The organism is Chitinophaga sp. CB10 (assembly GCA_001870995.2).
Classification (GTDB): domain Bacteria; phylum Bacteroidota; class Bacteroidia; order Chitinophagales; family Chitinophagaceae; genus Chitinophaga.
The window spans coordinates 123,707-138,778 of the sequence record MLAV02000001.1 but is presented as its reverse complement, the minus strand read 5'-3'; the positions used below and the strand labels follow the sequence as shown (position 1 = coordinate 138,778).

Sequence of the window (15,072 nt, the reverse complement as noted above, 5' to 3'; positions counted from 1 at the left end):
TTTATCCACCGCATGACCAATATTCGTCGTTTCCTGTTACTGGCAGTGATACCAACCCTACTGCTGAGCAGTTGTAAGAAAAAGGCCACACCTGATGAAGTGGCACTGGCTTTTATGCACGCCATACAGGATTCGAATTTTGACAAGGCAAGGGATTACGCCACGAAAGAATCCCAACAGGTAATACAACTCTATTCCTTTTTTGATGCCCGCCGCAATGAGGCAGAAAGAGAAAAGATCAAAAATGCCCAGATCAAGGTCGTAAAAACGGAAGAAAGCGAATCAGGCGACAAAGCTTCCGTCACTATCCTCAACTCCTCCGCCCACCAGGAAGAAGTACTGCAACTGGTAAAGGAAAGTGGTCAATGGAAGATTTCCCTGACATTTGAAAGCATCATTCCTAATTATATCCCTCCTCCGGATGCCGGAGCTATCACCGATAGCGCCAATACCATTCCTGTGCCCGTGGACACTACCCTGCCGGGCGGCGGCAGCGTGCCACAAGCCCAGTAGCAGCCCGTTTCCCCCGGATCCTAACTGCCGGGATAATAATAATTTAGCTATTAACGCTGAGTTATGTAATTTTGCACCGCAATAAGCGGGGCAAAAGCGTATTATGTTGCCTTAAGCTTGCATTAGAACTATAAACTTATAACGTAAAGATCTATTATGATGACAAATCCCTGGCATAGTGTGAGTCCCGGAAATGAAGTACCACACATCGTAAATGCCATTATTGAGATTCCAAAGGGATGCCGTGCCAAATACGAACTGGATAAAGAAAGCGGATTACTGAAACTGGACAGGGTACTGTATTCATCTGTGTATTATCCTGCCAACTACGGGTTTATACCTCAATCTTACTGCGATGACCATGATCCGCTGGATATCCTGGTATTATCACAGGTAGATTGCGTTCCGATGTGTATTATTGAAGCAAAAGTGATCGGTGTAATGCAAATGATCGACGGCGGCGAAGCGGATGACAAGATCATCGCCGTGGCAGCCAACGATATGAGTGTAAACCACATCAACGATATCTCCGAACTGCCTCCTCACTTTATTGAAGAAATGCGCCATTTCTTCGAAGAATACAAAACCCTGGAAAGAAAGACCGTGAAGGTGGAAGAATTCCAGAATAAAGTGAAAGCGGAAGAAATTATTAAGAAAAGCTTTGAAGATTATCGCAAGATTTTCAAACAGAGCTAAACCGCGCTAAAAGCAGCAAAGAAAAAGACTGACGCCCCAGGCATCAGTCTTTTTCCGTTTCAGGGAGGCCTCTCCCCTATAAAAAGCGTTTAATAATCCTGAGTTTATGGGTGCGCTCCCCCGTATCGATGTTGGTGATGCCCTGGTTGTCGATAGGGTCTACCCGTACCCTGCCGGAGGCATGAATGATCCGCTCCTCGCTCAGCAGGATGCCCACGTGGGTGATCCGGCCCTCCTCATTATCGAAAAACGCGAGGTCGCCCGGCCGCGCTTCCTGCAGGAAGTCCACCGCCGCGCCCTGGGTCGCCTGCTGGTAAGCGTCCCTCAGCAGGGGAATTCCCACCATTTTGTAGACATTTTGGGTAAACCCGGAACAATCTATCCCAAAAACGCTCCTGCCTCCCCACAAATAGCCCGTTCCCAGGTATTTATACGCCGTGGCGATGACCATCCGCTCCCTATCCGCCTCGGGGATGCGCAAAGAGCCTAATTCCCGGGGATAGAATACGTTATACCGGCCCCATTTGGACATCAGCCGGTCCCCTTTTACGAGGCAGCCAAAAGGCACCTGCATGGCCGTGCCCTGGAAATTGACTTCGTTTACATATTCCGGCAGGTAGGCCAGTACCGGCGCATTGTACACGTCCTCTCCCACTTCCTCCAGCTGGTTTTCCGCCACCCAGCCAACGTACCCGTCGTACTGGTTCTTAACCTGTACCCAGCTACCGGGAGCAGTAGCAATAATTTCCACACATTCCCCCCAGAGCAACTGCGATATCATCTCGCTCCTGTGTGCTGATTCCATGCGTAAAGGCGCAACTGGCACAATAACAACCGCGTATGGCATATGAATTGTATATAACCGTTTGGTGATCCAATATTATTAATGCAGAAATGAACTTTTTCCGATTCTATACGTAAATATAAAATAATAAGTTTATGCACCAGCAGTTAACCAGTTTATCGGATAAAGAGCTGATATCCCGGACCAGGAAGCAGAAAGACCGGGAGTCAGAAGGCGTATTAATGGATCGCTACAGTCACTTGCTGGTCGCCATTACGCTGCCGCAACTGCAAAAAAATCCCAGCCTGGACCCCAACATTGTTTTCCCTACATTATTACAACGCCTCAGCGCGAGTTTACGCACGCAATCCATTTACAAAGCCAACGAATGGATTATGCATACCCAGCGGGCCTACCTGAATAACCAGGAGAAAGCAACGCCTTTTTACCCCTCCAGGGAAGCAAGAGATTTACTGCACATTGAAAATAAGGTGGATAAAGCATCCACCAATACGATAGACCGCCAGGAGATCATCCTCCGGCTCGAACAGGCGTTACAGCGCCTGGCGCCCGAAGAAAAGGAACTCCTGGATGAATTTTATGTAGAACAGAAATCGTTCAGTGACCTTGCTGCAGCCAAAGGCTGGAACCGCGATAAGGTACGCAACCAGCTGAAAGCTGCCAAAGCTAAACTGGCTAAGCTTTTCATCAATCAAGCCTATGTTAAGTAATTCAGACAACAGCGACAAGGTGATCAAAATCTTCTCAGGCATCCGTTGCGTGAGTAAAGATCAGCTCCCCCGTTACCTGGACGGGCGGCTGACAGACGTGGAGAAGCACCTCGTAGAACAACACCTCACGGATTGCGACCTCTGCTTCGAAGCGCTGCAGGCCCTGGAAAAGGAAGGTAATATGGATAAGTACACCGACCTTACCGGCAAACTGCAACGTTACATCCAGCAAAGCATCCGCCCCGTTTCACAGGAACAGAAAGTATTGCAGTACACCCGTAAGGAGCGCACCAAAGAAAACCTCCTCGTGTACTTCTGGGTGCTGGCATTCGCCATCCTCGGCGTCAGTGGCGTGTATGTGCTGAAAGGGCACATGCGCAATAACCCCACTATTCCGCGGCTCATGGTGTCGGCCATTCCGCCGGCTGAGGCGGAGAAAATGCCCGCCACCGAACCTGCGGTTACCTCGCAGCCTATCATCGCCGCTAACCATACCAGCAGCGTGTCCAATACGGCTCCGGCCCCTGCCGCCGCCGCCCCCGCCAGCGCTGCTGCCGCGCCTGCCGCAGTGGATTCTGCCAAAATAAAACTCCTCGCGGCCGAAAGAGCCGCCAAAAGGAAAGCACAGGCGGACAGCGCCCTGAAAGCCAGCCAGGCCGCAGCGGAAGCCCGCAAACAGGACAGCCTCAAAAAACTCGCGGAAGAAAAAGCGAAGAAAGACCAGGAAGCAGAAGCAGCCGCTAAAGCCGCTAAAGAAAAGGAGAAAGAGAAAGAGCCTGAACCGGCGCCTAAAAAAGAAGAGAAGAAAGAGGACGCGCCTCCTCCCACCAACAGCGACGAGAACTTATACAAAGCCGCCCTTCAATTCCAGCAGCAGGGCAACCTCAGCGAAGCCATGGACCGCTATAAACGCATCGAAGCAAACGGCAGCGGCAAATACGTGGAAATGGCCCGCTACCAGCTCGGCATCTGCTACCGCAGCAAAGGCCAGAGCGCCAGAGCCCGCAGGATGTTTAAAGAAGTAGTGCGGATGAACGGCAGCCTCAAAGCCGCCGCCCAGCAGGCTTTGGATACCATGTAATATAACAGTGAAAAATACAGTTTGAAAAGTCCGCGCCTAAAGCGCGGATTTTTATTTTCAAAAACTTTATGGAATTTTGCAATATGCTGCATCTTACCAACAGCATTCCATTTTTTAGCCTGTGAATAACTCAGAAATAAATACACTAACAGACCAGGAATTACTTCAACGGTATAAAGCTGACGGCAACAGCGAATGGATAGGCGTACTATTCGACCGCTATGCGTTACTGCTGCTGGGTATGTGCATGAAGTACCTGAAAAACGAAGAAGACGCCCGCGACGCGGTACAGCAGATATTCCTGAAGGTGCTCTCGGACGTGCATAAACATGAGGTGCAGTTTTTCAGGGCATGGATTTACCAGGTAGCCAAAAACTACTGCCTGATGCAGCTGCGGCAGCAACACCTGAAGCACAAAGAGGAAATCACCGATAATACCATCGGCAAAATGGTAGCAGAGGAGGAGGATAAGCGCGCGCACCAGGAAAAAGACATCCTCCTGGAAAATATGGAACAGGCCATGGTGTCATTAAACGCGGACCAGCGCATTTGCCTGGAACTTTTTTATCTTCATAAAAAATCCTACCAGCAAATAGCCGACGAAACAGGCTTTAACCTCATGCAGGTCAAAAGCCATATTCAGAATGGAAAGCGTAACTTAAAAATCATACTGGAGAAACAACAACGCGCAAACAAAAGTTAATTTGCACTAGTGATATGAACGAGCATTTGAAAGATATATTTGTCGCTACCAGCTGTCCATCCCAACAGCAGTTGCTGGATTACGTCCAGGGTAAACTGACGCCGGAGCAACAGCACGAGGTGGAAATGCACCTGGCCGACTGCGAACTGTGCAGTGAAGCGCTGGATGGATTAGCCGCCTTTAACGACAAAGAAAAACTGCCGGCTCTCGTCAGGGAGATGCGGTGGGAGCTGTTGAAAAAACTGCATAATAAATACCGGAAGAGCCGCCGCCCGGAACATTTTAATATATACATTGCCGTTATAGTGCTGGCAATCATCTTCTTAATCCTTGCGTTATTCTGGGGTTATCATTTCTATACCCATCCGAAATAGTTTTCCCGCCCGCAACGGCCATCTGGTGTAGTATGGCCGCAGCGGGGCCTGCGGATTTGCCTTAATACAACGTCCTGTTTTCCTTCTCCTTCCACGCATTAAAGACCTTTAATGCAGCTTCGCTGGGCATATGCACCAACGGAATTTTGCGCGCATCCATCGGCAGTTGCAGCTCCCTGTAAATAAAAGAATCATCAAAAGCGATGGCCGCCGCATCCTCCCTGGTATTGGCGTAATACACCTTTGCCGGGCGGGCCCAGTAAATAGCGCCCAGGCACATCGGGCATGGCTCGCAGGAAGTGTATATCTCGCAGCCGTCCAGCTGAAAAGTATTCAGCCGCCGGCAGGCATCACGTATGGCCATTACCTCGGCATGAGCCGTAGGATCGTTATTGCATAACACCTGGTTCCACCCCTCTCCTACAATTTCATCTCCCCTCACCACAATTGAACCAAACGGGCCACCGTCCCCATTGTTCATTCCACGGGCAGATAAGGCGATGGCGTAGTCCATGAATTTTTGTTCTCTTTCTCCCATCATAAGCTAAACTTTTGGTCGTGTACTAATATAAGAAAACCCCGCGAGGAATCGCGGGGCTTATTGTAAACTATGTATCGTCGTATTTAGAATTGCTTTGTTTATTGTTTGTTCCTCACCACCACAACACCGTCAAATACATCGATCAGTACCGGTTTGGTTTTGTCGATATCGCCTGCCAGTATCTTCTTACTCAACAGGTTGATGATCTCCTTCTGAATGAGGCGTTTCAGTGGTCTGGCGCCGAACTGCGGATCGTAACCCTGTACAGCGAGGAACTCTAATGCATAGTCAGAAAATTCCAATATCATGCCAGTCTTCGCAACCATGTCCTTCAATTGTTGTAATTGAATGTTAATTATTCCTTTAATCTCCTCGCGCATCAGCGGCTGGAACATGATCACTTCATCCACACGGTTCAGGAACTCCGGACGGATCGTGGCTTTCAGCAACGACATCACCTCTTCTTTGGTTTTGTCCACGATTTCTTCCTTGTTGCCTTCGTCGATATTTTCGAAGTTTTCCTGGATAATATTGCTACCCATGTTGCTGGTCATGATGATGATGGTGTTCTTGAAGTTCACCACGCGGCCTTTGTTATCAGTGAGGCGGCCATCGTCGAGTACCTGCAACAAAATGTTAAAGGTATCCGGGTGAGCTTTCTCGATTTCATCCAGCAGGATTACGGAGTAAGGCTTGCGTCTTACGGCTTCGGTGAGCTGGCCGCCTTCATCGTAACCTACGTATCCCGGAGGCGCGCCTACCAGCCTGCTCACACTGTGTTTTTCCTGGTATTCGCTCATGTCGATGCGGGTCATCATGCTTTCGTCATCGAAGAGGTATTCCGCCAGGGCTTTTGCCAGCTCTGTTTTACCCACGCCGGTTGTACCGAGGAAGATGAAAGAGCCGATCGGGCGGCGGGGGTCCTGCAGGCCTGCACGGCTGCGGCGGATGGCGTCGGACACGGCAATGATCGCTTCCTCCTGGCCTACCACGCGCTGGTGCAGTTCCTCTTCGAGGTTGAGCAGTTTTTCCTTCTCGCTCTGCATCATTTTGGATACCGGGATGCCGGTAGCTTTGGCTACGTTTTCCGCGATATCTTCCGCGTCTACTTCTTCCTTGAGCATGCGCTTGTGGTTGGCGGATAATTCCTCCAGTTCCACCGTGAGGTCGGCCACCAGTTTTTCCTGCTCTTTCACTTTACCGTAGCGGATTTCAGCAACACGGCCGAAGTCCCCGTTACGTTCTGCCTGTTCTGCCTCAAGGCGCAGGTTTTCAATGGCAGATTTCGCGTTCTGTATCTTGTCGACCACTTCTTTTTCCGCCTGCCATTTGGCTTTGAACGTATTACGTTCATCGCTGAGGCGGGAAATTTCAGCAGCCAGTTCGTTCAGTTTATCTTCGTCATTCTCACGTTTGATCGCTTCCCTTTCGATTTCCAGCTGGCGGATGCGGCGTTCCAGTTCGTCCAGCTCTTCCGGCATGGAGTTCATTTCCAGGCGAAGTTTGGCGGCGCTTTCATCGATCAGGTCGATCGCCTTGTCCGGCAGGAACCTGTCGGTAATATAGCGGTGCGACAATTCAACTGCTGCGATAATCGCCTCGTCTTTGATCAGCACGTGGTGGTGACTCTCATATCTTTCCTTGAGGCCGCGCAGGATGGAGATGGCATCTTCCACGGAAGGCTCATCCACCATTACTTTCTGGAAGCGGCGTTCCAGGGCTTTATCTTTTTCGAAATACTTCTGGTATTCGTTGAGGGTGGTAGCGCCGATGGCACGGAGTTCCCCGCGGGCCAGGGCCGGTTTCAGGATGTTGGCAGCGTCCATGGCGCCTTCCATGGCGCCGGCGCCGATCAGCGTATGGATCTCATCGATAAAGAGGATGATTTCTCCATCGCTTTCCGCTACTTCTTTTACCACGCCTTTCAGCCTTTCCTCAAATTCACCTCGGTATTTGGCCCCTGCCATGAGCGCGCCCATATCCAGCGCATAAATGGTTTTGGACTTCAGGTTCTCCGGCACGTCGCCATTGATGATGCGGTGACTGAGCCCTTCCACGATCGCTGTTTTACCTACCCCTGGTTCACCCACGAGGATAGGGTTGTTTTTGGAGCGGCGGGAAAGGATGTGCAGGGTACGCCTGATCTCTTCATCGCGGCCGATCACGGGATCCAGCTTGCCGTCCCGGGCCAGTTCGTTGAGGTTTTTGGCGTATTTCTGCAGGGTATTATATTGGGTTCCACCGGTCTGTGAGTTGACGGTTTCGCCTTTACGTAATTCTTTGATGGCTGCTTTCAGGCCTTTTTCGGTCAGGCCGGCATCCTTGAGCAGTTTGGCCGTATCGTCGTTACCGCCGAGGATGGCCAGCAGCAGGTGTTCCACGCTGACGAACTCGTCTTTGAATTCCTTCAGGGAAGCGCCGGCGCGGAGCATGACGTTGTTGGCATCGCGGGACAGTACCTGACCCGGCTCGCCACCCTGCATGCGCGGGTATCTATTGAGCTGTTCGTTTAACTTGCTGTTGAGGAACGTCGTGTTCACATCGTTCTTCTTCAGCAGGTATTCAACAGGGCTGTCCTGGTCTTCCAGGAGGGCTTTTAACAGGTGACCTGTATCGATAGCCTGGTTCTGGTTGTTGAAGGCCAGCTGTTGAGCTTTTTGCAGTATTTCCTGCGATTTAATAGTGAAATTATTCAGATTCATAAATTACTTTTTTCTCCTTTTTTGTGTCATCAAACTTGCCTTAGGTAACAACAAAGCATGAACCAATGTTGACCTGCCGGAAATTTTGGCAGCATTTGCTAAACAGGACTGCACTTTTAGCAGAAAATACTGGTAATCACTGCTAAATTAGCATCATCCCCCACCAAAAAGCGATGGTATATTAGCAACATACCGAAACGACATGAGGCAGCTATTTTCATTTTTCGTACAGTCATTATTGTTAGCAGTATTTTTTTCACCCGCGCAGGCGCAGCACTTCGTCGTGGATACTGACCCGGCACGTACCGTGCAGGTGATCCGGGAGTACCGGCAAAAGTACCCGGACTGCAACCTGACTATCCGTTACCGCCCCGGGACTTATTACCTGGACAGTACGCTGGTTATACCTGCGGCGCTCACTAACGGGAAAGGGTACACGACTATCCAGGGGGATGCCCGCCATGGCGTAACGCTCAGCGGTGGTAAAGCCCTGACGGTAAAATGGCAGCCCTGGAAGCATGGCATCTACCGTACCCCCCTTTATATTTCCTTTGATTTTGACCAGTTGTACCTGGATGGCGTGGCGCAGGTAAGGGCGCGTTACCCGAATTATGACAGTACGGCCTCCCATTACAACGGCTATGCGGCGGACGCCATCAGCAAAAGTCGGATTGCCGGCTGGCAGCATCCTGCCGGCGGTTACATTCACGCGCTGCACAAGGCGGAATGGGGCGGTTACCATTACCTGATTACCGGGGTGAACAAGGATACCAGCCTGCAGCTGACCGGCGGCTATCAGAATAACCGGCAGATGGGCATGCACCCAACTATCCGTTTCGTGGAAAATATCTTCGAAGAGCTGGATACCGCCCATGAATGGTTTTACGATAAGGCGCAACGCTTTTTGTACTATAAGCCCGTGGCGGGCAAGGCGCCCTCCTCCCGCATCGTGGTATCCCGGTTAAGCAGCATTTTTATTTTCCGGGGAGATGCCAATGCCCCGGTGCAACGGGTAACCGTAAAGGATATACGATTTACGCAGGCAAAAGCCACATTTATGGAAACCCGCGAACCGCTGTTGCGCAGCGATTGGGCTATCTATCGCGGGGGCGTTATACTCCTGGATGGCACCCGGGACTGCACGGTACAGCATTGCGTATTTGAGCAGAACGGCGGTAACGCCATCTTCGTCAGTAATTTCAACCGGCATGCCATGATTACCGGTAACCGCATACAGCAGCTGGGCGCCAACGCGATTGCGTTTGCGGGCAGTCCGGACGCGGTGAGGGCGCCCCTGTTTGCGTATAACGACCGGCAGGCCATTGCCGGCATGGACACAGCCCGGGGCCCCAAAACCGCCAATTATCCCGACTCCTGCGCCGTGGTGGACAACCTGATCCACGATATCGGGCTGATTGAAAAACAGGTGGCCGGCGTGCAGCTGTCGATGAGCGCGCACGTGCAGGTGGCCCATAACAGCATTTACAACCTGCCCAGGGCCGGTATTAACATCAGTGAAGGCACCTGGGGCGGGCATGTGATTGAATATAACGACGTTTTTAATACCGTGCTGGAAACTGGCGACCATGGCTCGTTTAACTCCTGGGGCCGGGACCGCTGGTGGTATCCGGACAGGAAGGAGATGGACAGCATCGCCGCCCGCTATCCCTGGCTCGTGCAGCAGGACGCCGTATATACCAACATCATCCGGTATAACCGTTTCCGTTGTGACCACGGCTGGGATATTGACCTGGACGACGGCTCCTCCAATTACGAGATTTACGGCAACCTGTGCCTGCATGGCGGCCTAAAGCTACGCGAAGGCTTTAAGCGGAAGGTGTACAACAATATCATCGTGAACAATTCCTTCCACCCGCACGTCTGGTTCAGGCAAAGCGGGGATGAATTTACCGGCAATATTGTGATGACCCGTTACAAGCCTATCGGCATCCGGTACTGGGGCCGGGAGGTGGACCGTAACTTTTTCCCGGACAGCCTTGCCCTGGCCATGGCGCAGGCGAACGGTACGGACCAGCACAGCAGCTATGGCGACCCGGCATTTGCCGACCCCGCCGCAGGGGATTACACCGTCCGCAATCCGGCAGCGCTGGCACTGGGGTTTAAGAATTTTAACCAACACCGCTTTGGCGTGGTATCGCCTGAGTTGCGGGCCCTGGCCGCCCATCCGGTATTTCCCGTGCCTGGCGCCGGCGCGGAAGCCACTACCGCCAGCTGGGCCTGGCAGGGTGGCAGCTTCAAAAACCTGGAAACCCTGGGCGAACGCTCTGCTACCGGCATGCCGGATTATGAGGGCGTGCTGGTGCTGAAAGCGCCCGTCCCGGCAATGGGCCTGCGGGAGGGCGATGTAATTTTGCTGATCGGCACGCGGAAGGTGCGCAATGTGCACGAGCTGCAACAGGTGCTGAAAACGGCAGAAAAGCCGTTGAAATGGACGGTTTTCAGGAACCAGCAGCAGCTGGCTTTGTAGGCGGATTTAACTGGCGGATGTTAGTCGATGACGCTTTACTGCAACCATGCTTTACATCACCCATAAATGCGAAGAGGAGCCCCGTAAGGCTCCTCTTCTGTTATTGGTATAGCTGTTACTACGCAGTTACTCCCAGGCGGCTATAACGGCTTGGTTATTCGAAATCCAGTTTTTCACACCCTGCTCATCGTTACCATCCGCTTCCGCAATGGCGCCCATGAGGGAGCCCAGTTGCCCGGCATCCAGCTGGAACTTGCGGAAGAAGTTCACCGCGGTGGTATCCGTCACGCTGAATTCGTTGTTGGCGATGGTGAGGATTTTTTCCGTTTCCCCGAATACTTTCTTCGGGTCTTCCAGGAAGCGCAGTTTGTACTGGCTGAACATAAAGTGCGGCTGCCAGCCGGTTACCACTACTTCCTGCTTTTCGTCGATACTTTTTTTGAGGGTGGCCAGCATGGCTGCTTCTGAGGCGGATTGCAGCTGGTAATCCAGTCCATATGCATGGATGGCGTCTTCCGCTTTGTTCATGATACCTGCGCCGGCATCGATTCCTACGATCTTGCCGCCGAATTTAGCCTTCATGGCCTGGAGGTCGTCGATGGTTTTGGCGGCGGAATAATCCGGCACCACCAGTCCGATGCGTGCGCCATTGAAGTTGGTATTGAGTACGGTTACTTTTTCACCGAAGTTATCCATGTAGGTTTTATGAGTGACCGGCATCCAGGTATCCAGGAATACATCTGCATCTCCCCCGGCCACTGCCGCAAACACCGGCGCTACGTCTGCATTTTTGAGGGTTACGGTATAACCCTTCTTTTCCAGCAGGTTTTTGGCGAGATAGGTCATAGCTTGTCCTTCCGCCCAGTTGACGTAGGCGATGGTAATTTTCTTCCCGCCGGACTCGCCCTGCCGGCAGGCGGTAACGCCGATCAGCAGGATAGCAAGCAAGGCCAGGAGCGTTTTCTTCATAGTCATGGTTACTGTACTTTTTATTGGTTACTCGTTTTTGTTTTTGCTTTCTTTTTGCCGAAGGATTGGGTGACGCGATCCAGGATGATGGCGAGGATCACGACGGCGATACCGCCTTCGAAACCGATCCCGATCTTCAGCTGGGTGATCCCTTTCAGCACAATTTCTCCCAGGCCGCCTGCGGCGATCATGGCGGATATAACTACCATGGAGAGCGCCATCATGATGGTCTGGTTCACCCCGGCCAGGATGGTAGGCATGGCCAGCGGCAGTTCCACTTTAAACAGGAGCTGCGCGCGCGTAGCGCCAAAGGAGCGGGTAGCTTCCACGATATCCCCCGGCACCTGTTGGATGCCCAGGGTGGTGAGCCGCACCGCCGGCGGCATGGCAAAGATGATGGTGGCAAATACGCCCGGCACTTTACCCAGCCCGAAGAAGAGTACGGCGGGGATGAGGTACACGAAGGCCGGCATGGTTTGCATGAAATCCAGCACGGGCCGCATGATCTTACCGGCCATCTGGTTGCGCGCCGCCCATATGCCGAATGGTATGCCTATGATCAGGGCAATACAGGCGGATACGAGGATGAGCGCCAGCGTTTCCATTGTTTGCGGCCAGTAGCCCATCCCAAAGATCAGCCCGAGGCCGGCGAGGGTGAATATCCCTACGGACCAGCCGGCGCGGCGCCAGGCGAGGATGGCCAGCAGCACGATGAACACATAAGCCGGTACGATGCCCAGCAGGCCCTGCACGCTGTTGACCATGACTTCCACTACATGTTTGACCGCTTTAAAGAAAGGACCAAAGTTATGCGTCAGCCAGTTGATGAATTGTTCAATATATTTTCCTATTCTAATCATAATTTTCGTTTAGTCATAAGGGTTATAACGTCTGATTGCCGGTAGTTTCGATAATCAGCGCCGTTTGGGAAATCAATCCCATGAGCTTATTGGTTTCAGGGTTTACGACCGCCACGGGTTTATCCGTTTCGGCGATGAAGGGCAGCATTTGTTCTACCGTGGTATCCGGGTAGGCCACCGGCACTTCCCGGTGGATGACGGATTCGATGGTAGGCTCGCCGCGGCGTTTGCATTCCAGGATTTCACGCAGGTACACAAAGCCGAGGAAATGTTTATCCACGGTAACGGCGGGGAGTATATCCAGCCCTGTAGCGCGCATTTTGCGGAGGCTACCTTCGGGGCCGTCCTTTCTGAATACGGCGCTCACCGGCTTCGTATCCATGAGGGAGGAGGCAGTGATAATGGCTTTGCGGTCTACCTTCTCCACGAAGGAGGACACATAGTCCGTTGCCGGCGCCGTGAGTATTTCTTCCGGCGTGCCTATCTGTATCACTTCCCCGTCTTTCATGATGGCGATGCGGTCCCCCAGGCGGATGGCTTCATCCAGGTCGTGCGTGATGAAGACGATGGTTTTATGCATCTTCTCCTGCAGGTCCAGCAGTTCATCCTGCATCTGCGTGCGGATGAGCGGATCGAGGGCGGAGAAGGCTTCGTCCATCAGCAGCACTTCCGGATCGTTGGCCAGCGCGCGGGCGAGGCCTACGCGCTGCTGCATACCGCCGGAGAGGTTGGAGGGCAGCTGTTGTTCATAGCCTTTGAGGCCTACCATTTCAATGACGGCAGCAGCTTTCCGGTTTCTTTCCGCCGGGGGGATGCCCTGGAGTTCCAGGCCGAAGCCTACGTTTTCCAGCACGCTGCGGTGAGGCAGGAGTCCGAACTGCTGGAACACCATACTGATTTCCTTGCGGCGTATTTCCTGCAGCTGTTTATCATTGAGCTGGGTGATATTGGTATCGTTGATGAAGATATTGCCGTCAGTGGGTTCTATCAACCGGTTCAGGCAGCGTAACAAACTGGACTTCCCGCTACCGGAAAGACCCATGATCACGAAAAACTCTCCTTTCTGAATATCGAAGGAGGCTTCCTTTACACCCACCGTACAGCCGGTGGCAGCAAGGATGTCCGCCTTGCTTTTGCCTTCGCGGAGCATGCGCAGGGCGGTTTCCTTATCGCGACCAAAGATCAGTGTAAGATTTTCTATTTTAAGTTTAGGTGTCATCGTTAGTTGTTTTAGAAGTAGTACCCGATATTAATGTTGAAGCGGCTATGCCATGATTCCCCGGGCGTGCCGGCGGCAAAGGCTTCGTTCCAGACGGGGCCCAGCCAGGAATGATTTTTTCCTGCAGCCCAGTCGACATAAGTGAATACAGGACCAGCGGTGATCATGCATCCCAGTACATTCATCTGCGAGTCCCGGAATCCGGCCACCTGTTTATCCATGTAGGAATAATCGTTATAGAACGTCAGCGCGCTGACGGGCCCCCATTTTACCGGTTGGGTAAACGACAGGGAGGCGGTATGGATAAATGCTTTGGAAGCAACCTGGTAGCTGGCGCCGTAGGCGGCCATGTCCACTGCGTCTTTGAACCGGGCGGAGTCGGCCGCGTTGTATTGATAATACATGGTTTGCAGCTTCAGGTTCCACTTGCGCAGGTTCAGGTTTGCATGCAGGGCGGCGGCATAATGGCTCCCCATATTCCCGGAAGGAATGTTATAGAGGCCGCCCGCCATCACAGATGCGCCCAGGCTATTGCCGGCGTTGAAAAAATATTCCGCCCTGGCGTTGCCCTGGTTCACCTCTTTATTCCTGCCTGCTACATCGTAGGAGTAGCGGCCGGGATCCGTGGGCGTATCATCGCCGAAGCTGAGTTCTTCCGCATTTTTGAAGAAGGCGAGTTGATATTTCCAGCGATGGCTTTTGCGTTCGAATTTGATACCCATATCGTAGTCATCTTCCTTTCCGGTATAATAGGGGAGATTGAAAAACCAGCTATGGGAGTTGTATGCAACATTCCCGAATGGCACCTGGGTAAGGCCGATATCAATACGCGTGCTATCGTTAACATGCCAGCTGAGATATCCTTCCTTGAGCATGCCGCCGCCAAAGTCTTTGGAATAAAAGCGGTATTCCGCATGCAGGGATAAGTTTTTCCAGGAGGCGTCCGCATTGACGCGGAACATATCGAATCCGAAATCGCCGCCGCGTTTTACCTGTTTGGTCTTCCAGGAGGAGTTGTTGTAATTGAATCGCAAAGCTCCGCCAATGTGGAGCTTGGGTTGCTCTTCCTGATTTTTTGTTTTCGTACTATCCTGACCGTTAGATGTCAACGGACAAAGTAATGCAATGCAGCAGAGCACTTTAAATCCATTAGACAACAGGCCTGAAATTGCTGGTTGGATGGCATAGGTTTTCCTTACCACCGATGATCCTACAATCATAGCAGTCATAGTTCTAATGTGTTTTATGCTGATCGTTTCCTCTGCGACATAGGAATCCTATATGCAGGAACTGCATGATAACAGTTATTCGGAAATGAAACCGGGCGCGATGTGGCCCGACAAGTGATCAATACCAATAAATATTGACTGTTCTATCGTAATGAGCGTGCTCGGAAGGCACTTTAAACAGT

14 protein-coding genes are annotated in these 15,072 nt (G+C 52.0%); 7 read left to right on the top strand and 7 right to left on the bottom strand.

Translation table 11 applies throughout. The features are described 5' to 3' along the window. Window positions 1-12: 12 nt before the first annotated feature. Both BOC67_RS00485 and BOC67_RS00480 read left to right on the top strand, forming a co-directional pair. Window positions 13-513: a DUF4878 domain-containing protein gene (locus BOC67_RS00485; RefSeq protein WP_291906180.1), complete on the top strand. Its 501-nt coding sequence runs from the start codon at window positions 13-15 to the stop codon at window positions 511-513. 156 nt (window positions 514-669) lie between these two features. Then, on the top strand, window positions 670-1,209 hold the full coding sequence (locus BOC67_RS00480) for an inorganic diphosphatase (protein ID WP_291906179.1): 540 nt from the start codon (window positions 670-672) through the stop codon (window positions 1,207-1,209). A gap of 76 nt (window positions 1,210-1,285) precedes the next feature. Here BOC67_RS00480 and BOC67_RS00475 read toward each other — a convergent pair whose 3' ends face one another. Beyond that, window positions 1,286-2,014: a C40 family peptidase gene (locus BOC67_RS00475; protein ID WP_291906177.1), complete on the bottom strand. Its 729-nt coding sequence runs from the start codon at window positions 2,012-2,014 to the stop codon at window positions 1,286-1,288. A 134-nt stretch (window positions 2,015-2,148) separates the two neighbouring features. Here BOC67_RS00475 and BOC67_RS00470 point away from each other — a divergent pair, with 134 nt between their 5' ends. From BOC67_RS00470 to BOC67_RS00455, 4 genes are all read left to right on the top strand, one after another. Further along, entirely contained in the window at window positions 2,149-2,724 is a 576-nt protein-coding gene (locus tag BOC67_RS00470; protein WP_291906175.1) for a sigma factor-like helix-turn-helix DNA-binding protein, read from the top strand. Then, the gene (locus BOC67_RS00465) at window positions 2,714-3,805 is read left to right on the top strand and encodes a zf-HC2 domain-containing protein (RefSeq protein WP_291906173.1); all 1,092 of its coding nucleotides are present in this window, start codon (window positions 2,714-2,716) and stop codon (window positions 3,803-3,805) included. Before BOC67_RS00470 ends, BOC67_RS00465 begins: the two co-directional genes overlap by 11 nt. 121 nt (window positions 3,806-3,926) lie before the next feature. Beyond that, window positions 3,927-4,508 (top strand): sigma-70 family RNA polymerase sigma factor, encoded by a 582-nt coding sequence (locus BOC67_RS00460; RefSeq protein ID WP_291906172.1) that lies wholly within the window; start codon window positions 3,927-3,929, stop codon window positions 4,506-4,508. A gap of 14 nt (window positions 4,509-4,522) precedes the next feature. Beyond that, window positions 4,523-4,882 (top strand): anti-sigma factor, encoded by a 360-nt coding sequence (locus BOC67_RS00455; protein WP_291906170.1) that lies wholly within the window; start codon window positions 4,523-4,525, stop codon window positions 4,880-4,882. A gap of 61 nt (window positions 4,883-4,943) precedes the next feature. On the opposite strand, the gene BOC67_RS00450 is transcribed toward BOC67_RS00455, so the two are convergent. Both BOC67_RS00450 and clpB read right to left on the bottom strand, forming a co-directional pair. Further along, window positions 4,944-5,423: a nucleoside deaminase gene (locus tag BOC67_RS00450; RefSeq protein ID WP_291906168.1), complete on the bottom strand. Its 480-nt coding sequence runs from the start codon at window positions 5,421-5,423 to the stop codon at window positions 4,944-4,946. 98 nt (window positions 5,424-5,521) lie between these two features. Further along, entirely contained in the window at window positions 5,522-8,125 is a 2,604-nt protein-coding gene (clpB, locus tag BOC67_RS00445) for an ATP-dependent chaperone ClpB (RefSeq protein WP_291906166.1), read from the bottom strand. Window positions 8,126-8,327: 202 nt separating this feature from the next. Here clpB and BOC67_RS00440 point away from each other — a divergent pair, with 202 nt between their 5' ends. Beyond that, entirely contained in the window at window positions 8,328-10,613 is a 2,286-nt protein-coding gene (locus tag BOC67_RS00440) for a right-handed parallel beta-helix repeat-containing protein (RefSeq protein ID WP_291906164.1), read from the top strand. A 126-nt stretch (window positions 10,614-10,739) separates the two neighbouring features. Here BOC67_RS00440 and BOC67_RS00435 read toward each other — a convergent pair whose 3' ends face one another. Genes BOC67_RS00435 through BOC67_RS00420 form a run of 4 tightly spaced genes read right to left on the bottom strand, consistent with a single transcriptional unit; the run spans window position 10,740 to window position 14,890 of the window. After that, the gene (locus BOC67_RS00435; protein ID WP_291906163.1) at window positions 10,740-11,582 is read right to left on the bottom strand and encodes a glycine betaine ABC transporter substrate-binding protein; all 843 of its coding nucleotides are present in this window, start codon (window positions 11,580-11,582) and stop codon (window positions 10,740-10,742) included. A gap of 20 nt (window positions 11,583-11,602) precedes the next feature. Continuing rightward, window positions 11,603-12,442: a proline/glycine betaine ABC transporter permease gene (locus BOC67_RS00430; protein ID WP_291906162.1), complete on the bottom strand. Its 840-nt coding sequence runs from the start codon at window positions 12,440-12,442 to the stop codon at window positions 11,603-11,605. A 22-nt stretch (window positions 12,443-12,464) separates the two neighbouring features. Next, window positions 12,465-13,661 (bottom strand): glycine betaine/L-proline ABC transporter ATP-binding protein, encoded by a 1,197-nt coding sequence (locus tag BOC67_RS00425; RefSeq protein ID WP_291906160.1) that lies wholly within the window; start codon window positions 13,659-13,661, stop codon window positions 12,465-12,467. An 11-nt stretch (window positions 13,662-13,672) separates the two neighbouring features. After that, a complete protein-coding gene (locus tag BOC67_RS00420; protein ID WP_291906158.1) occupies window positions 13,673-14,890 on the bottom strand; it encodes a hypothetical protein in 1,218 nt (405 codons plus the stop codon). Window positions 14,891-15,072: the final 182 nt, after the last annotated feature.